This is a genomic window from Mesorhizobium album (genome assembly GCF_033977205.1).
In the GTDB taxonomy this organism is placed as follows: Bacteria; Pseudomonadota; Alphaproteobacteria; order Rhizobiales; family Rhizobiaceae; genus Mesorhizobium; species Mesorhizobium album.
Window position 1 is genome coordinate 44,811 of record NZ_JAVIIW010000020.1, and the last position, 17,432, is coordinate 62,242.

A 17,432-nucleotide genomic window follows, 5' to 3' on the forward strand; every position below is an offset into this window, starting at 1 on the left:
CTGCAAGGCGGACGGAGCCAGCCCGTGACCGGACCCAATCCCAACATCAAGCATCCCATTGCGATGCATCCGCGCGTCGGCTTCCTGAAGCCGCTGGTCAGCGCGCCGAACATCGAGATCGGCGACTTCACCTATTATGACGACCCCGATGGTCCCGATAAATTCGCCGAGAAATGTGTGCTGCACCACTATCCCTTCATCGGCGACAGGCTGATCATCGGCAAGTTCTGCGCCATCGCCGAGGGCGCGCGCTTCATCATGAACGGCGCCAACCATGCGATGTCCGGCTTCTCGACCTACCCGTTCAACATCTTCGGCCATGGCTGGGAAGAAGGCTTCGACCAGGAGACGTGGTCGAAGGAGATCCGCGGCGACACGATCGTCGGCAATGACGTCTGGATCGGCATGGATGCGGTGATCATGCCGGGCATCGAGATCGGCCATGGCGCGATCGTGGCCGCGAAATCGGTTGTCACGCACGACGTGCCGCCCTATGCGATCGTCGCCGGCAATGCGGCCAAGGTGGTGAAGATGCGCTTCGACGAATTCACGGTGCGGCGGCTGTTGAACGCGGCCTGGTGGGACTGGCCGGTCGACAAGATCAGCCGCAACCTCGACGCCATTCGTGGCGCAGACATTTCCAAACTGGAGGCCGCGGTTTGAACGCGCCGGATAAAACCACGAGCGAAACTGCAATAAGTCCGGAGCTGTTCACCCGCGCGTGGATCTTCATCCGCGGCGTGCCTTCGATGAAGTTCCTGCCACCGGAAGGGCCGCCGGAGATCGCCTTTGCCGGCCGCTCCAATGTCGGCAAGTCGTCGCTGATCAATGCGCTGGTCGGCCAGAAGGGCCTGGCGCGCACCTCGAATACGCCGGGGCGGACGCAGGAGCTCAACTATTTCGTGCCGGACGGGTACTCCGGTGAGGGCACCGACCTGCCACCGATGGCGCTGGTCGACATGCCGGGCTACGGCTACGCCAGCGCGCCGAAGGACAAGGTCGACACCTGGACGAAGCTGATCTTCGAATATCTGCAAGGGCGCGTGACGCTGAAGCGCGTCTATGTGCTGATCGATGCCCGCCACGGCATCAAGGCCAAGGACGAGGAAGTGCTGTCGCTGCTCGACAAGGCGGCGGTGTCCTACCAGATCGTGCTGACCAAGACCGACAAGATCAAGGCGGCCGGCGTGCCGAAGCTGATCGAGGAGACGCTCACCAAGATCAAGAAACGGCCGGCGGCGTTTCCGGCGGTTCTGGCGACATCATCGGAAAAGGCCGCGGGGCTCAACGAGCTGCGCGCGGCGATCGCACTGGTGGCGAACGGCGGCTGAACGGGTCTGGCCATGGAGCAGGGCGGCGGCGTATATGCTCCCCCTGACCCAGCCTCCGCTTCGCTCGGATCTCCTCTCCCCCGGGGAGAGGAGATTGCCAGCGCCGGCGCCAGTCTCTTCTCCCCATTGGGGAGAAGGTGGCCGCGAAGCGGCCGATGAGGGGGCCGGCGCCGCCGTATGCGATTGCCCTGCCCAAAGCGCATCAGATCGAACAATACAGGCAGGGCCAGCTGTGACTTTGACCCGGCCCCATCAAGCTCCGCTCAATCCGTCTCGTCGCGTTCGGGCGCATGGTCCCGCCGGCCGGCAAGGATTTCGCGCTTGCCGACATGGTTGGGGGCGCCGACCATGCCTTCCTTCTCCATGCGTTCGACGAGCGAGGCGGCGCGGTTGTAGCCGATGCCGAGGCGGCGCTGGATGTAGGAGGTGGAGCATTTCTTGTCGCGCTTGACCACCTTGACGGCCTCCTCGTAGAGGGCGTCGCCATCCTCGGCGTCGATCGAGCCCTTGTCGAAGACCGGACCGGTGTCGGCCGCTTCTTCCTCTTCTTCCTCGTCGGCGGTGACGGTGTCGAGATATTCCGGGTGCCCTTGCGCTTTCAGATGCGCCACGACGTGTTCGACCTCGAGGTCGGAGACGAAGGGGCCATGCACGCGCGCGATGCGCCCGCCGCCGGCCATGTGCAGCATGTCGCCCTGGCCGAGCAGCTGCTCGGCGCCCTGCTCGCCCAGGATGGTGCGGCTGTCGATCTTGGAGGTCACCTGGAAGGAGATGCGGGTGGGGAAATTGGCCTTGATGGTGCCGGTGATGACATCGACCGACGGGCGCTGCGTGGCCATGATCAGGTGGATGCCGGCTGCACGCGCCATCTGCGCCAGCCGCTGGATGGCGCCCTCGATCTCCTTGCCGGCGACCATCATCAGGTCGGCCATCTCGTCGACGATGATGACGATGTAAGGCATGGGCGCGAGGTCGATCTCCTGCTCCTCGAACAGCGGCGCGCCCGTGCCCTTCTCGAAGCCCGACTGCACCTGCATGACGACGGTCTCGCCCTTGTCCCGGGCTGTCGCGGCGCGCTGGTTGTAGCCGTCGATGTTGCGCACGCCGAGGCGCGCCATCTTGCGGTAGCGGTCCTCCATCTCGCGCACCGCCCATTTCAGCGCCGTGACCGCTTTCTTGGAATCGGTGACTACGGGCGTGAGCAAATGCGGGATGCCGTCATAGACGGACAGTTCCAGCATCTTGGGATCGACCATGATGAGGCGGCATTCCTCCGGCTTCATCCGGTAAAGCAGCGACAGAATCATGGTGTTGATGGCGACCGACTTGCCCGAGCCGGTGGTGCCCGCGACCAGCAGGTGGGGCATCTTGGCGAGGTCGGCGATGACCGGCTCGCCGCCGATCGTCTTGCCGAGGCCGAGCGCCAGCCTGCAGGCGGTGTTGCGGAAGCCGGCCGATTCGATCAGCTCGCGGAAATAGACCGTCTCGCGTGTTTCGTTGGGCAATTCGATGCCGATGACGTTGCGGCCCGGCACGACGGCGACGCGTGCCGAGATGGCCGACATGGAGCGGGCGATGTCGTCGGCCAATCCGATGACGCGGCTCGATTTCACGCCTGGCGCCGGCTCGAACTCGTAGAGCGTGACGACCGGACCCGGCCGGACATGGATGATCTCGCCCTTGACGCCGAAATCCTCCAGCACGCTTTCGAGCAGATCGGCGTTCTGTTCCATCCGCTCCTGCGACATGTAGAAGCCCTGGCCTTCCGGCGGCAGCTGCAGCAGCTCCTCGGAAGGAAGCTCGTAGCCGGCCGAAGCGGCCCGCGGCACGACCTTGCCGGCAACAGGCAGCGAGGGCGCGGGGCTCGCGGTCCGGGCGCTCCTTGCGACGGAGACCGGCGCGGCGGCCGCGGTTACGGGCGCGCGCGGTTCGGTCTCCGCCGGAGCGGGCCGGGCGGCGCGCGCGGCGGCCGGCGCTGTCACCGGGGCAGGGCTTGCGGTCGGCCCATTCGAGCGCCATTCGATGACGCGGTAGAACGAAATCGCCTCGCCCATGAAGGCGGGACGGGATGGGCTCGGCTGCGCCGCAGCAGGTTTCACCGGCGCGGGAGCGGGCGGCGTCGGCAAAGGATCGTTCAGGCGTGCCCGCGTCAGGCGCTCGGCGAGCAAGGGCATGCTGAACTCGAAAAATGCATCGTCGGAAAGATAGGACCAGCGAAATTTCGGCGTGTTCTGCTTCTGTGCCGGGGTGGCGGTAGCCTGCACCGGGGTGGCGACGGCCCGCGGCGGCGTTGCGCCGGCCTGCTGCGGCGCGGCAGGAGCGGTGGGGGTTGCGGCAGGGATCGGCCGGACTGGGTTGGCCGCCGCAGGCGCCGGCGGCGCGGGGCGGATGGTATCGCCGCGGGACACCATCGCCTTGGCCGGGGCTTCATCATCGGGCTGCGCCGCAGGCCGCTTGTCGGAATCGGGTGTGCGGGTGAAACGCACATTGGGCGCGAGGAAGAAATATTGCTGCCAGGCCTGTCGGCCGAACTCGCCGCCGCCAGCCGGATCGAATGAGGCGGCGTTCGATTCGCCGTCGGCTGGGGCTCGCAGTGTGACGACCTGCCCCGTTCGCCCCTGCGGCGGCGGAGACGCGCCATGGTGCGGCGCCTCCTCCGGACGACGCTCGTCGTCGTTGCCGTAGGCGGAAGCGCCGGAAAGATTGGCACGGGAAAAACGCATGGATGTCATACTCGAGACTCGTCGAACGGAGGTGTCCCGAGACATAGGAACTGATGGTTAACAAGACCTTCCGACAGGCTCCGAGAAGAGACTGATGATGATCGCGTTGGAATGGAGGAGGGCGTGTCCAACCGGCGTGGGGCCGGTCACGACGCCGGTCCTCGGCTTTCGGAGAAAAAATATTCTCGATGGAGCTCAGGCCGTCGTCGACGCCTGCTCCTCGGCGGCAAGCGTCGCGGTGCCGTAGGCCTTCAGGAACACGTTCACGCCCGAGCGGACGACATGGTCGATCTCGGTCTGCGTCGGCGCCTTGCTGCGGTAGGAGAAGATGCACTGGCGGAACAGGCCGGCGAGGCAAAGGTCGGTGAGCTGATAGGCGGCGAGGTCGACATCGTCGATCTTCAGCAGACCGCGCTCGACGGCGGCGTTGAGGAAGGTGGCGACCTTGTCGTGACCGCGCTTGGGGCCACGTTCATAGAAGCGCGCGCCAAGTTCGGGAATCCGGTCGGACGCGCCGATCACCGTGCGCTGCGCCTGGATGACCTTAGCCGAGGTGATCTTCATGACGAGCACCTTGCCGAACTTCACCAGCGTCTCGCGCAGGTCGTCGGCATGGTCCAGAACGTCATACATGTTCTTGAAGATGGTGCCGCGCTCTTCCTCGATGAGGGCCTCGAACAGCTCTTCCTTGTTGGCGAAATAGACGTAGATGGTGCCTTTCGAGACGCCCGCCTCGCGGGTGATGTCGTTCATCGAGGCGGCTTCGAAGCCCTTGTCGATGAAGACGCGGCGCGCGCCTTCGATGATCTGGGCCCGCTTGATCGGATCCTGCCCCGCCGCCGGACGGCCTTTGCGCAGGTCGAGCAGATCGCTATCGGCTGTCGTTTCGACCATTAAAGTCACACCTCACGAAATATTTCGAACCATGCGGTTCGATTTGCTCTTGATATGGCCCTCTTTCCGCGCTATGTCAATCACCAATTCGAACCGAACGGTTCAGTCCGACTGACTTAGATCCCAGAGAGATTATCATGTCCTCGAACGCGCCCGCTACCGCCGAAGTCCGCACTTTTCCCAACGCCAAGGTCCAGCCGTCGATCGAAGCTCCGGAAGTGCCTGTACAGCCCGCCCCCGTCGCGCCTGTCGAAGCGCCGGCCAAGAAGAAGCGTTCCGTCCGCTCGCTGCTTCTGCCGATCATCGGGCTTGGCCTCCTCGGCGCCGGCTCCTGGTATGGATATAACTATTGGACCGACGGCCGGTTCATGATCTCCACCGACGATGCCTATGTCCAGGCCGACATGTCGTTCGTGTCGCCGAAAATCTCCGGCTATGTGGATAAGGTCCTGGTCAGCGAGAACCAGAAGGTCAAGGCCGGCGATCCGCTGTTCGTCATCGATGACGGCGACTACAAGATCGCTGTTGCCCAGGCCGAGGCGCAGATAGCCACCTTGGCGAAGACGCTCGACCGCATCGACGCGCAGACCAAGGCAGCCCAGGCCTCGCTGGCGCAGGCAGAGGCGCAGAAGATCGCCGATCAGGCCGCCGCGGACAATGCCGCGCGCGCCCAGGACCGCGCCGCGCAGCTGCTCAAGACGCATGTCGGCACGCAGGCGCAGCTCGATGACGCCCAGACCGCGCTCGACCAGGCGAAGGCCGCGCTTGCCGGCGCGGATGCGCAGATCACCGCCGCGCAGGCCAATATCGGTGTGCTGGAAGCCCAGCGCGCTGAGCAGGCCAGCACGCTTGCCGCGCTGCAACTCACCCGCGACAAGGCGCAGCGCGACCTTTCCTTCACCGTGCTCAAGGCGCCCTATGACGGCGTCGTCGGCAACCGCTCGGTCGAGCAAGGCGACCTCGTCAGCCCCGGTCAGAAGCTCGCCGTCGTCGTACCGATGGACAAGCTTTACGTCGTCGGCAACTTCAAGGAAACGCAGCTTGGCCGGCTGCTGCCCGGCGAGAAGGTCCGCATCACCGTCGACGCCATCGACGGCCAGACCTTCGAGGGCAAGGTCTCGTCGCTGGCGCCGGCCTCGGGCGCGGTGTTCTCGCTGCTGCCGCCGGAAAACGCCACCGGCAACTTCACCAAGGTGGTCCAGCGCGTGCCCGTGCGCATCGACGTGCCGGCCGATGTGCTGAAGACCGGCAAGCTGCGCGCCGGCTTGAGCGTCGTCGTCGCCGCCGACAGCCGCACCGGGCCTGCCGCGACGACGAACTAAGCAGTTTGGGGGGCGGCTCAGCGGCTCATGGAGCGCGGAGCCGCCCAGCCTGCCAACTATTTGTTTTGACGCAGTTCCGGACGGAAACCCGCTACGCACTTTTTCTGGAATTGCTCTAGGGAGGCCATGACATGGCAACCGCAACCATCACCGCAGGATCGATGCCGGCAAGGCCGGTGGCTGCCACGCCCGCCGCCGACCATATGCCGGTGCGCCGCGTCATCGCCTTCCTGGCGATGGTGTTTGGCATGTTCATGGCCATTCTCGACATCCAGATCGTTTCGGCATCGCTGGCCGAAATCCAGGCCGGCCTCAGCGCCAGCTCCGACGAGATCCCTTGGGTGCAGACCGCCTATCTGATCGCCGAGGTGGTGATGATCCCACTGTCCGGCTTCCTCAGCCGGATGCTGTCGACACGCGTGCTGTTCACCATCGCCGCCGCCGGCTTCACCGCGGCCAGCGCGCTCGCTGCCACCGCCACCAACATCGACCAGATGATCGTCTACCGCGCCATCCAGGGTTTCATCGGCGGCGGCATGATCCCGAGCGTGTTCGCGGCCGCCTTCACCATCTTCCCGCCGTCGCGCCGCGCCGTCGTCTCGCCGATGATCGGCCTGGTGGCGACGCTGGCCCCTACCATCGGCCCGACCGTCGGCGGCTATATCAGCCACGCCATGTCCTGGCACTGGCTGTTCCTGATCAATGTCGTGCCGGGCATACTGGTGGCGACGGCGGCCTGGTCGCTGATCGATTTCGACAAGCCGAACCTCAAGCTGTTCTCGAAGTTCGACTGGTGGGGCCTGGTCGGCATGGCTGCCTTCCTCGGCTGCATGGAATATGTGCTGGAGGAAGGCCCGAACCACGACTGGCTGCAGGAACAGGCCGTGTTCATCTGCGCCATCATCATGACCATCGGCGGCGTCATCTTCTTCTGGCGCGTCTTCACCGCTGAGGAGCCGATCGTCGATCTGAGGGCCTTCAGCAACGTCAACTTCGCCTTCGGCTCGCTGTTCTCCTTCGTCGTCGGCATCGGCCTCTACGGGCTCACCTATCTCTATCCGGTGTTCCTCGGCCGTATCCGCGGCTACGATTCGATGATGATCGGCGAGGCGCTGTTCGTCAGCGGCCTGGCGATGTTCTTCACCGCGCCCGTTGCCGGCATCCTGTCGAACAAGATCGACCTGCGGCTAACGATGATGATCGGCTTCTTCGGCTTCGCCACCGGCACCTGGTGGATGACGCATCTCACAGCCGACTGGGATTTTTATGAGCTCTTGATCCCGCAGATCCTGCGCGGCTGCTCGATGATGTTGTGCATGGTGCCGATCAACAACATCGCGCTCGGCACGCTGCCGCCGGAGCGGCTGAAGAATGCGTCGGGCCTGTTCAACCTGACCCGCAACCTCGGCGGCGCCGTCGGCCTCGCGCTCATCAACACGGTGCTGATCGACCGCAACGCCTTCCACTATGCAAGGCTCTCCGAGCATGTGGAGTGGGGCAGCCAGGCAGCGCAGACCAAGCTGCAGAACATGACGCTGAACTTCGAGCAGACCGCCGGCCTCGACGCGGGCAGCGCCGCGATCTCGAAACTGTCGGGCATGGTGCACCAGCAGGCCGCGCTGCTGTCCTTCATGGACGTGTTCTTCATGCTGACGGCGCTGTTCGCCACGCTCGGTCTGTTCGTGCTGTTCATCAACAAGCCGGCCGACCAGGGCGGCGGTGGCGGCGGAGGCCATTGAGGAAGCCGGAACCCCCGCCTGGCATCCTCACGCGCGACCCCGGAAATCGGCAACGATTTCCGGGGTCGTTTCTTTTTGCAGAGATCGAAGTGCTGGCTCAGGCGGCGGCCGGCTTGAAGCTCAGCGCCACGCCGTTGATGCAGTGGCGCAGGCCGGTGGGCGGCGGGCCGTCGTCGAAGACATGGCCGAGATGGCCGCCACAGCGCCGGCAATGCACCTCGGTGCGGACCATGCCGAGCGTACGGTCCTCGGTCTTGCCGATGGCGTTGGGAATCTCCTGCCAGAAGCTCGGCCAGCCGGTGCCGGAATCGAACTTCGTCTCCGACGGATAGACCGGCAGGTCGCAGCCGGCGCAGGCGAATATGCCCTTGCGGTGCTCGTTGAGCAGCGGGCTGGTGCCTGGATATTCGGTGCCTTGCTTGCGTAATACGTCGAAGGCGGCGTCAGACAAGATCGCATGCCATTCGGCGTCGGTCTTGGTGACCTCGAAGGTTTCGGCGGCGAGCGCCGGCTTCGCGCCGCCCATACGCAACGCCGCTCCGGTTCCGATGGCGAGGGCAGTGGCGGCGGCACCGCTCCAGAGAAAGTCGCGACGGTTCATGGCCTTTCCTCCTGGCGTGATCTTACAAACTAGGACGCCGCCGGAAAATCAAAAGCCGGCGACGGCCCGCCTGCGCCACCCCGCATCGACCCAAGCCCTGGCGATGCGGAGCGGCGCTTGACGGCAGCACGGATCGTGGGAGGGAGACCGTGCGGCCGGCGGGTACATACCTCACTTCGCCGGCCGCACGCGCTTTGTTACATCTTCGGCAGAAGAACCTTGTCGACGACGTGGATCACGCCGTTCGACTGGCGCACGTCGGCGATCGTGACATGGGCGACGTTGCCGTTTTCGTCGGTCACGGTGACCTTGCCCTTCTCCGACTTCAAAGTCAGCGCGCAGCCGCCGACCGTCTTGACCTGATGCGCGCCGCCGTCGGCCTTGGCCATCTTGGCGACGTCGGCGGCCAGCGCCTTGGCGGCAATGACGTGGCAGGTGAGGATCTTGGTCAGCTTGTCCTTGTTCTCGGGCTTGAGCAGCGTCTCGACCGTGCCGGAAGGCAGCGCGGCAAACGCCTCGTTGGTCGGCGCGAAGACGGTGAACGGACCGGCGCCCTGCAGCGTCTCGACCAGGCCGGCCGCCTTGACGGCAGCGACCAGCGTGGTGTGGTCCTTCGAATTGACGGCGTTCTCGATGATGTTCTTCTTGGCATACATCGGCGCGCCGCCGACCATCGGGTTGGCGGCATAGGCAACCGCGCCGAGCGTGGAAAGGCCGATCGTGGAGGCGAGCAAAAGGGTGGCGAGTTTACGCATGGTGTAAGTCTCCTCGGGTTGTTTTTCCCGTTTCTGGGAACGCGAGGAAATACGATACACGAGGGACCTAGTTTCGCGCGCTGTAAAAGATTTTTTTTCGGACTCTGACTTAGGCGGCATCGCACACAGACACAGCAAAATGATCCATCCGCGCGATGGCTTAGCGATAACCTTGTCTTAGACTTTATGAAACTGGTCAGCGAAAACGATCAGATGCCCTTCAGGTCACCCGCGGCGACGACGGGACCGGTCGGCTGGCCGGTCGGCGAGCCGCCGGCCGGCTCGAGGCTGACGGCGAGCACGGCGCCTTGCGCCAGCTTCTGCTGGACGGCCGGCGAGACGGCCACACGCGCGGTCTGGCCGGCCGGGATGACGCCCATCGAGACCGGCGCATTCTTGCCCTCGATCATCCACAGCTCGAAGTCCTTGCCGGCGCCGCGCTCGCCGGAAACCAGCGAGAGGCCGACCTCGTGGCGGGCGGCGTCATAGACGGCGAGGTATTTGACGTTGCTGTTGTCGGCGGCGAGCGAGGCGACCAGCCTGGTCTCGGGCCGCAGTGCCGGCGGATTGACGAAAGGTAAGGCGACGTAGACGACCAAAGCGGCAATCGCGGCGGCGGCGAGGCCGCGCCAGAAGACAAGGCTCGACCATAGGCCAGCGCTGGGAGCGGGGGACGTGGCCGCTGAAGAGGCAAAAAGACGCCGGTCGATCGCCGCCTTGACCGATGCCGGGGGCTCGACCGCGGCGTAGGCGGCGGCCATCGGCGCAAAGTGGGCTTCCCAAGCATCGACCAGGCGGGCAAACGCCGCTTCGGTATCGATGCGACGGGAAGCGATCTGGCGTTCGTCGGCTGCCAGAACGCCGAGAACGTATTCGGCGGCCAGCAGGTCGTCGCCTCCGCGTTCCGGTCCGTTGTCTTCTGCCAGCGTCATCTTTCCAGGCATTCTCTAAGTTTGAGCAGGCTTCGCCGCAGCCAAGTCCGCATGGTGTTGAGCGGAACCTTGTGGCGCTCCGCCAGCTCGGCATAGCTTTCGCCGTTGAGATAGGCGCCCCGGACCGCCGCGGCCCGGTCTTTCTCCAATTCGTCGAGGCAATGGTAGATGCGTTCGGTCTCGCCGCCCGCAACAGCCATGGCCTCAGGCCCCGGCGCCGGATCGGCGACCTCGAGGGCTGCATCGATGTTGGCGGAAGGACCGCGCCGCGCCCTGATGCGGTCGATCGCATGGTTACGCGCAATGGCCACCAGCCAGGAAATCGGGCTCAGATCGGAAACCGCGAAACGGTCCGCCTTCGTCCAGATCTTGACGAAGACCTCCTGCAACGCTTCTTCCGCATCTCCTTTGTCCCTCAAGACACGAAGGCAGACACCGAAAAGTTTCGCGCTGGTCTGCTTGTAGAGCAGATCGAACGCAGCCCGGTCCTTCATCGAAGTCCGGACGATCAGCTTGCTGATGTCCTGAGGCCCCATGCAGGCAAGTTAGAAGATTGCGAATTATTTGCAACCGCGCGGGTAGTGTTGTCCACCAGGGCTTGCCGCGACGTCAGCACGTCCGGTCATCTTCCGGAATAGCAGGTGAACGAAGCAAATCCCGATTTCGATTTGCAGATTCATGCGATAGCTTCTGGCAAAAGAGGGGGTGGCGATGTCGATCGAACGCGTGCTTTGGGAACAGGATGCGACCGGCCTTGCCGACCTCGTGCACAGGGGAGAGGTATCGGCGCAAGACCTGGTCGACGCGGCGATCGCACGCGCCGAGGCGACAAGGCCCGACATCAATGCCATAGCCACGCCCCTCTATGACGCCGCCAGGGCGCGGGCGAAGGCGATCGACCGCAAGCTGCCGCTCGCCGGCGTGCCCTTCGCGCTGAAGGATCTCGGCATCGGCATCAAGGGCGTGCCGATCCATGGCGGCAGCCGCATTCCGGCCTTCACGGCGGATTTCAACTCGGTGATGGTCGAGCGCTATCTGGCCGCCGGCCTGATCCCGATCGCAACCAGCACCTCGCCCGAGCATGGGCTTCGGCTGATGACGGAATCGGCTCGCTTCGGCATTACCCGCAACCCCTGGGATACGGGCCACACCACCGGCGGCTCGTCCGGCGGATCGGCGGCGCTGGTGGCGGCGGGCGTGGTGCCTGCGGCGCACGCCTCCGACGGCGGCGGGTCGATCCGCGTGCCTTCGGCCTGCAGCGGGCTGGTGGGCCTGAAGACCTCGCGCGGCCGGGTGCCCCTAACCCCACTGGTAAGCGAAAGCTGGTACGGCATGGTCGTCGACCATGCCGTCAGCCGCTCGGTGCGCGACACCGCACTCCTGCTCGACCTGACGCATGGCGCCGATCCGCTGTCGCCCTATGCAGCGCGAGAGCCGAAGGGCTCCTTTGCCGCCGCTGCGGCGCGCGATCCCGGCAGGCTCAGCCTCGCCGTCTACCGCAAATCGCCGCTCGGCCTGCCGATCTCGGCCGAGACGATCGAAGCGCTGGACACGGCGGTGGCGCTGGCGCGCGAGGGCGGGCACACGGTGGAAGAGATCGACCTGCCCTTTATCGGCCGCGACTTCATGGCCGATTTCTGCAAGAGCGTCGCCTCGGCGGTTGCAGGCATGATGCGGGCCGAGGCGCTGCGCGTCGGCCGACCCGTCACCGGCGAGGTCGAGCGCGCGACGCGCGTGCTCGGCCGCCTCGGCGAAATGCTGTCCGCCGGCGAAGTCTATGACGCGGTGCAGCGGCTTAACGCCACCGCTCGGCAGCTGATTGAAGAGACGGCGCGCTTCGATGCCGTGCTGACGCCGATCATCGCCCATCCGCCGCTCGCCTGCGGCGCGATGGACCCGAAGGGCGCCGACGAGCTCATCGAGAACCTGCTCGACAAATTGCATCTCACCGGGCTGCTCAGGATCAAGTCAATTTTCGGCCAGTTGATGGACAAGAGCCTGTGGTTCACCCACTGGCCGGCGATCCAGAACGTCAGCGGCCAGCCCTCGATCGCGCTGCCGGTGCATGTCACCGCCGCCGGCTTGCCGCTCGGCATCCAAGCCGCCGGCCGGCCCGGCGACGAGGAGACGCTTTTGTCCTTCGCTGCCCAGATGGAGAAGAATTCCGGATGGCTCAAGCAGCGCGCGCCGCTCAAGGTGCCCAGCTGATTTCGCAATTGTGACAGCAAAGCCGTTTGCGGCCTGCGGCATTTCCCGCTAAGAGGCCGCCATCCTTACCGCCTTGGGGAAACGCACAGATGACGGACATCGCCGCCACCGCCGAAATGCAGGCCGCGCTGCTCTCCAGAGCGCTGCCCTATATGCAGCGCTACGAGAACAAGACCGTGGTGGTGAAGTATGGCGGCCATGCCATGGGCGACAACGAGCTCGGCAAGGCCTTCGCCCGCGACATCGCGCTCCTGAAACAGTCCGGCGTCAATCCGATCGTCGTGCATGGCGGAGGGCCGCAGATCGGCGCCATGCTCAACAAGATGGGCATCGAATCCAAGTTCGAGGGCGGCTTGCGCGTCACCGACCAGAAGACGGTCGAGATCGTCGAAATGGTGCTGGCCGGCTCGATCAACAAGGAGATCGTGGCGCTGATCAACGCCGAAGGTGAATGGGCGATCGGGCTCTGCGGGAAGGACGGCAACATGGTGTTCGCCGAAAAGGCGCGCAAGACCATGATCGATCCGGATTCCAACATCGAGCGGGTGCTGGACCTCGGCTTCGTCGGCGAGCCGGTCGAGGTCGACCGCACGCTGCTCGACCTCTTGGCGCGCTCGGAGATGATCCCGGTGCTGGCGCCGGTGGCGCCCGGCCGCGACGGGCATACCTATAACATCAACGCCGACACTTTCGCCGGTGCCATTGCCGGCGCCTGCCGTGCCTCGCGCCTGCTCTTTCTCACCGACGTGCCCGGCGTTCTCGACAAGAACAAGAAGCTGATCGACGAGCTGACGGTGGCCGAGGCCAAGGCGCTGATCAAGGACGGCACGGTCTCGGGCGGCATGATCCCGAAGGTCGAGACCTGCATCGAAGCGATCGAGCGCGGCGTCGAAGGCGTCGTCATCCTCAACGGCAAGACGCCGCATTCGGTGCTGCTCGAGCTGTTCACCGAGCACGGCGCCGGCACGCTGATCGTGCCGTAAGAGGGCAAGTTCACCGTTTCCAAAAACGGTGAACTGCCATAATCAGCCGGCTAATCGTGTTTCGCCCGATCTAAAGGCGCCTTCGATAACGGGCGTTGCCGGCTTTCGCGCCGGGCGCTGAAAGATCATCGATTCCTCTTCGCCGTCCTGCGGCGCGCCCCAGAATTCGGCGAGCGTCGGGCCGTCCTGCACCCGACGGTCGCGGACCAGAAAACCCCGGACCTCGCGGAACCAGACGCGGCGGCCCATCTTCGTGTACCAGCGCATCGAATGCCGCTGCTCGGGATCGGGGTGGAAGAGGATGCGCGCCAGCGCCTTCGGCCGCGACTGCACGGCGAGCTCGATCAGCTTGACGGCGAAGAACAGCATCCAGGGTTTCAGCCGCGTCATATGCAGCACCTGATGCTTGTAGTCCCAGAGGCGGACATCCCGCTGAATGACCTTGCGGTCCCTGGCGATGCGGAAGAACGGCGTCCAGCGATGCGGCGTGACGTAGAGCGCCTGGATCTGGTCCGGGTCATAGGCGATGAGCTGGCGAAAGCCACGCCAGAGATCGCGAAAGCCTTCGTCCTCGAATCCGGCGACCCAGGTCGCCATCGACAGGATGCCGTGCTGCCTGAGCAGCCGGATCGCCTCGCGGTCCGACTTGGTGCTGCCGCCCTTGCGGATCAGCGACAGCGTTTCTTCGTCGGTGTTCTCCATGCCGAGCAGCCAGCGGATGACGCCTGCCTTGCGGTAGAGATCAAGGATATCGGCGTCGCGCACGATGTCGTCGGCACGTGTCGAGCCGACGATCAGCACCGGCACGTTCTCGGCGATCATGGCTTCGAGAAAGGCCCGCCAAGCCTTCTTCGAGGAGGTCGGGTTCTCGTCCGCCAGATTGATCAGCTCGACGCCGTGCTCGCGGTGCAGCCAGGCGATTTCTTTGGCGAAACTGACCGGATCGCGGTGGCGCCAGCGGGTCCAGAAGCCGCGCTGGCCGCAATAGTTGCACAGATGCGGACAGCCGCGCGAGAACTGCATGACCACGGCGCGCTTGCCGCCCCAATAGCTGTAGCGGCCATGGTCGATCAGCTCCCATCCGACGCGATAGGCGTCGAGGTCGGCAATCGTCATCGCAGGCTGCGTGGCAAAGGGCCGGCCGAGGTCATCTCGGTAGGCGATGCCGGCGACGCCCGACACCGGCCGGCGCCTCTCCAGCGCCTCGACCAGCGCCACCGCGGTCGCCTCGCCTTCGCCGCGCACGATGAAGTCGAAGACGGCCGTTCCGGCCAGGATGTCGCGCCAGTGATAGGTCGGGAAGACACCGCCATAGACGATGATCGCCTCAGGCGCGCGAACCTTGACCATCTCGGCGATCCGCAACGCGGTCGGGTGCGCCGAGGTCGAGCCGGAATGGCCGATAAGGATCAAATCCGGACCGCCGCTCAAGGCCTCGTCGACCAGCGCGGCAAGCGGCATCGGCCCGAACTCGGCATCGACCAGGCGCACGCTATGGCCGGCATCGAGCAGCGGACCGCCGATCGCCAGCAGCCCCAGAGGCGGCAGATGATCGTCGGGCACACGGCTGCCGATGGCCGTATGCGGCGGGTTGACCAGCACGATGTTCATAGCGGACCTCCTTGTCGGTCCGCCGGTGCTAGTCGCCGATATCGAAGCCGCCTTGGCGCGATTCAGCAGTTTCGACGCAGCTTTCCCGCAGAAATGGCCGCCTTGCGTTGACGCAGTTCCGAACGGAAGACCGCGTCGCAGTTTTCCCGGAACTGCTCTAGCGCCGCAGATGGTTGAGCGGCACGTGGCCTGGTCCCTTGATGTTCTGCAGCACCAGCTGGGTGTGGACGTCGCGCACGCCGGGAAGCCGCATCAGACGGTGCATGACGAAAGCATTGAGGTCGTCCACCGACGGCACCATCACATGCAGCAGGAAATCGTGGTCGCCGGTCATCGTCCAGCAGGACGAGATCTCATCCATGCGCTGCACCGCGGCGATGAAGCTTTCCGGCGTGCCGTCGCTGTGGCTGACCAGGCGGACCTGGATGAACACCTCGACCGTCAAGCCGAGCGCGCGGCGGCTGAGCATGGCGGCGAAGCCCTTGATGATACCGGTGGCCTGCAGCGCCTCGAAGCGGCGCGCACAGGGTGTGGTCGACAGGCCGATCTCCTGCGCGAGTTCCGATACGGGTATGCGTCCGTCGCGCTGCAGGATGTCGAGCATCCTTATTTCAAACTCGTCCAATTGAGGCATTTTCACTCTCGGCCTCGTGAATTCGAGCGAAGCTTACCTCAAAATCGGCCATCAAGCTACAAGCAAAGCTGATTTGCCTCGCCGGCTGCGGCTAGGATGCGTTCACGATCCGCGGATCATGATCTCGAGGAGGAAGAAATGACGATCAGCGTTGCCGATTATGCCCGTGAATGCGCAGCGCAGGGCCTTCGCGGCGACTATTCGGTCTGCCGCGCCGACTTCACGGTGGCTCAAGGATACAACTATTCGGCCGAGGAGCAGGCGGTATGGCGCACGCTCTGCGATCGCCAGACGAAGCTGACGCAGAGGCTGGCGCACCGCTCCTATCTCGACGGCGTCGCGGCGCTCGGCCTGCTCGACAAAATTCCGGATTTCGGCGCGGTCAGCGCGACGCTCAGCAAGCTGACCGGGTGGGAGATCGTTGCGGTGCCCGGCCTGATCCCCGCAGGCCCGTTCTTCGAGCATCTGGCCAACCGCCGCTTCCCCGTCACCAACTGGTTGCGGACCAGGAAGGAGCTCGACTACATCGTCGAGCCGGACATGTTCCACGACTTCTTCGGCCATGTGCCGATCCTGACCCAGCCGGTGTTTGCCGACTTCATGCAGATGTATGGCGATAAGGCCGAGGACATGATCGCGCTCGGCGGCGACGAGATGATCACCCGGCTCTACTGGTACAGCGCCGAGTACGGCCTCATCCAAGAGCAAGGCCAACCGCTCAAGGCGTTCGGCGCCGGGCTGATGTCCTCCTTCACCGAGCTGCAGTTCGCGGTCGAAAGCAAGGACGCCCACCACGTGCCGTTCGACCTCGAGACGGTGATGCGCACCGGCTACGAGATCGACAAGTTCCAGCGCGCCTATTTCGTGCTGCCGTCCTTCGATGTGCTGCGCGATGCCTTCGCCCACGGCGATCTCGCCGGTATCATCGCGCGATTCAAGGGCCAGCCGGCACTCGACCCGGCCACCGTCTAATACGGTCGCTACGCAGCGGTTCTGGACATCGCGCAAACCTAAAACGCGCGATTCCGGAGCCGCTTCGGCGCGGTGCGCTTTAAGGCCGGCTTTCGCCCAGCCGGCCGTCAGAGCGGTTCAGTTGCCGAAGGCCGCTGAACCGCTCTGGGTTTATTCGGAAGATCCGCCGTCGACGCTCTTGTCGCCCGGGTATCGGCCGGTCGCAGCCGGCTCGGCCTTGAGCCTGGCCAGCTGCTCGCCCTGCAGGTCGAGCGCGGCATTGATGAAGCGCAGCACGGCCGCCAGCTCGGCGTCGCTGAATTTCGCGAACACCTTTTCGCCTTCCCGCGCAATCGGGCCGTAGTAGCGCTCCGACAGCTCCCTGGTCAGCTCGGTCGCCTCGATCACCACCTTGCGCCTGTCCTCCAGGCTGCGGGTCCTAGTGACGAGCCCGCGCGCCTCCAGCCGGTCGATCAGCGCCGTGACCGCCGCCGGCGTCAGCCCGGTCGCCGCTGCCACGGCTCCCGCCGACTGCGGCCCGCCATGAAGCAGGCCAAGGCAATGCCGCTCGGCGGCGATCAGCCCGAGCCGTGCTCCCACCGCCTCGTCATAGGCCTGCGTCGCATCCTGCCAGCGCATGACGGCGAGGCCGATGGCCTTCGTCATTTCAGCGCGATCCGTGCTTGACGCCTTTGATTCGATCATCTAATTATCAATCTGTTTAAAAATACAACTGCCGTATCAATAT

16 protein-coding genes are annotated in these 17,432 nt (G+C 64.9%); 7 read left to right on the forward strand and 9 right to left on the reverse strand.

Going from position 1 to position 17,432, the window contains the following annotated elements:
• Positions 1-63: 63 nt before the first annotated feature.
• A complete protein-coding gene (locus RFN28_RS17715; protein WP_430678311.1) occupies positions 64-663 on the forward strand; it encodes a CatB-related O-acetyltransferase in 600 nt (199 codons plus the stop codon).
• Entirely contained in the window at positions 660-1,331 is a 672-nt protein-coding gene (gene yihA, locus RFN28_RS17720) for a ribosome biogenesis GTP-binding protein YihA/YsxC (RefSeq protein WP_320288594.1), read from the forward strand. The genes RFN28_RS17715 and yihA overlap by 4 nt, the downstream gene beginning before the upstream one ends.
• A 263-nt stretch (positions 1,332-1,594) precedes the next feature.
• On the opposite strand, the gene RFN28_RS17725 is transcribed toward yihA, so the two are convergent.
• The gene (locus RFN28_RS17725; protein WP_430678313.1) at positions 1,595-4,054 is read right to left on the reverse strand and encodes a DNA translocase FtsK; all 2,460 of its coding nucleotides are present in this window, start codon (positions 4,052-4,054) and stop codon (positions 1,595-1,597) included.
• A gap of 195 nt (positions 4,055-4,249) precedes the next feature.
• Entirely contained in the window at positions 4,250-4,948 is a 699-nt protein-coding gene (locus RFN28_RS17730) for a TetR/AcrR family transcriptional regulator (RefSeq protein WP_320288596.1), read from the reverse strand.
• Positions 4,949-5,085: 137 nt separating this feature from the next.
• Here RFN28_RS17730 and RFN28_RS17735 point away from each other — a divergent pair, with 137 nt between their 5' ends.
• Both RFN28_RS17735 and RFN28_RS17740 read left to right on the forward strand, forming a co-directional pair.
• Positions 5,086-6,270, forward strand: a complete 1,185-nt coding sequence (locus RFN28_RS17735) for an HlyD family secretion protein (protein WP_320288597.1) — start codon at positions 5,086-5,088, stop codon at positions 6,268-6,270.
• 161 nt (positions 6,271-6,431) lie between these two features.
• On the forward strand, positions 6,432-8,009 hold the full coding sequence (locus tag RFN28_RS17740) for a DHA2 family efflux MFS transporter permease subunit (protein ID WP_430678315.1): 1,578 nt from the start codon (positions 6,432-6,434) through the stop codon (positions 8,007-8,009).
• A 97-nt stretch (positions 8,010-8,106) separates the two neighbouring features.
• Here the strand turns inward: RFN28_RS17740 and msrB are convergent, their stop codons facing one another.
• From msrB to RFN28_RS17760, 4 genes are all read right to left on the reverse strand, one after another.
• On the reverse strand, positions 8,107-8,610 hold the full coding sequence (gene msrB, locus RFN28_RS17745) for a peptide-methionine (R)-S-oxide reductase MsrB (protein WP_320288599.1): 504 nt from the start codon (positions 8,608-8,610) through the stop codon (positions 8,107-8,109).
• A gap of 197 nt (positions 8,611-8,807) precedes the next feature.
• A complete protein-coding gene (locus RFN28_RS17750; protein WP_320288600.1) occupies positions 8,808-9,365 on the reverse strand; it encodes a fasciclin domain-containing protein in 558 nt (185 codons plus the stop codon).
• A gap of 209 nt (positions 9,366-9,574) precedes the next feature.
• The gene (locus RFN28_RS17755; protein ID WP_320288601.1) at positions 9,575-10,297 is read right to left on the reverse strand and encodes an anti-sigma factor; all 723 of its coding nucleotides are present in this window, start codon (positions 10,295-10,297) and stop codon (positions 9,575-9,577) included.
• Entirely contained in the window at positions 10,294-10,833 is a 540-nt protein-coding gene (locus tag RFN28_RS17760; protein WP_320288602.1) for a sigma-70 family RNA polymerase sigma factor, read from the reverse strand. The genes RFN28_RS17755 and RFN28_RS17760 overlap by 4 nt, the downstream gene beginning before the upstream one ends.
• 175 nt (positions 10,834-11,008) lie before the next feature.
• Here RFN28_RS17760 and RFN28_RS17765 point away from each other — a divergent pair, with 175 nt between their 5' ends.
• A complete protein-coding gene (locus RFN28_RS17765) occupies positions 11,009-12,505 on the forward strand; it encodes an amidase (RefSeq protein ID WP_320288603.1) in 1,497 nt (498 codons plus the stop codon).
• Between the two features lie 89 nt (positions 12,506-12,594).
• Positions 12,595-13,488 (forward strand): acetylglutamate kinase, encoded by an 894-nt coding sequence (gene argB, locus RFN28_RS17770; protein ID WP_040971090.1) that lies wholly within the window; start codon positions 12,595-12,597, stop codon positions 13,486-13,488.
• A 42-nt stretch (positions 13,489-13,530) separates the two neighbouring features.
• On the opposite strand, the gene bchE is transcribed toward argB, so the two are convergent.
• Positions 13,531-15,099 (reverse strand): magnesium-protoporphyrin IX monomethyl ester anaerobic oxidative cyclase, encoded by a 1,569-nt coding sequence (gene bchE, locus RFN28_RS17775; protein ID WP_320288604.1) that lies wholly within the window; start codon positions 15,097-15,099, stop codon positions 13,531-13,533.
• 157 nt (positions 15,100-15,256) lie between these two features.
• Entirely contained in the window at positions 15,257-15,733 is a 477-nt protein-coding gene (locus tag RFN28_RS17780) for an Lrp/AsnC family transcriptional regulator (protein ID WP_320288605.1), read from the reverse strand.
• 138 nt (positions 15,734-15,871) lie between these two features.
• Between RFN28_RS17780 and phhA the strand changes: the two genes are divergently transcribed.
• Positions 15,872-16,705, forward strand: a complete 834-nt coding sequence (gene phhA, locus RFN28_RS17785) for a phenylalanine 4-monooxygenase (protein ID WP_320288607.1) — start codon at positions 15,872-15,874, stop codon at positions 16,703-16,705.
• Between the two features lie 150 nt (positions 16,706-16,855).
• On the opposite strand, the gene RFN28_RS17790 is transcribed toward phhA, so the two are convergent.
• A complete protein-coding gene (locus RFN28_RS17790) occupies positions 16,856-17,389 on the reverse strand; it encodes a MarR family winged helix-turn-helix transcriptional regulator (RefSeq protein WP_320288608.1) in 534 nt (177 codons plus the stop codon).
• Positions 17,390-17,432: the final 43 nt, after the last annotated feature.

Bases quoted from the DNA above. Each gene is read 5' to 3' on its own strand.
- RFN28_RS17780 (WP_320288605.1), bottom strand. From the start codon at position 15,733: ATGCCTCAATTGGACGAGTTTGAAATAAGGATGCTCGACATCCTGCAG.
- RFN28_RS17740 (WP_430678315.1), top strand. From the start codon at position 6,432: ATGCCGGCAAGGCCGGTGGCTGCCACGCCCGCCGCCGACCATATGCCG.
- RFN28_RS17715 (WP_430678311.1), top strand. From the start codon at position 64: ATGCATCCGCGCGTCGGCTTCCTGAAGCCGCTGGTCAGCGCGCCGAAC.
- RFN28_RS17765 (WP_320288603.1), top strand. From the start codon at position 11,009: ATGTCGATCGAACGCGTGCTTTGGGAACAGGATGCGACCGGCCTTGCC.
- RFN28_RS17790 (WP_320288608.1), bottom strand. From the start codon at position 17,389: ATGATCGAATCAAAGGCGTCAAGCACGGATCGCGCTGAAATGACGAAG.
- RFN28_RS17755 (WP_320288601.1), bottom strand. From the start codon at position 10,297: ATGACGCTGGCAGAAGACAACGGACCGGAACGCGGAGGCGACGACCTG.
- argB (WP_040971090.1), top strand. From the start codon at position 12,595: ATGACGGACATCGCCGCCACCGCCGAAATGCAGGCCGCGCTGCTCTCC.
- RFN28_RS17735 (WP_320288597.1), top strand. From the start codon at position 5,086: ATGTCCTCGAACGCGCCCGCTACCGCCGAAGTCCGCACTTTTCCCAAC.
- RFN28_RS17760 (WP_320288602.1), bottom strand. From the start codon at position 10,833: ATGGGGCCTCAGGACATCAGCAAGCTGATCGTCCGGACTTCGATGAAG.
- msrB (WP_320288599.1), bottom strand. From the start codon at position 8,610: ATGAACCGTCGCGACTTTCTCTGGAGCGGTGCCGCCGCCACTGCCCTC.
- RFN28_RS17730 (WP_320288596.1), bottom strand. From the start codon at position 4,948: ATGGTCGAAACGACAGCCGATAGCGATCTGCTCGACCTGCGCAAAGGC.
- RFN28_RS17750 (WP_320288600.1), bottom strand. From the start codon at position 9,365: ATGCGTAAACTCGCCACCCTTTTGCTCGCCTCCACGATCGGCCTTTCC.
- phhA (WP_320288607.1), top strand. From the start codon at position 15,872: ATGACGATCAGCGTTGCCGATTATGCCCGTGAATGCGCAGCGCAGGGC.
- bchE (WP_320288604.1), bottom strand. From the start codon at position 15,099: ATGAACATCGTGCTGGTCAACCCGCCGCATACGGCCATCGGCAGCCGT.
- RFN28_RS17725 (WP_430678313.1), bottom strand. From the start codon at position 4,054: ATGCGTTTTTCCCGTGCCAATCTTTCCGGCGCTTCCGCCTACGGCAAC.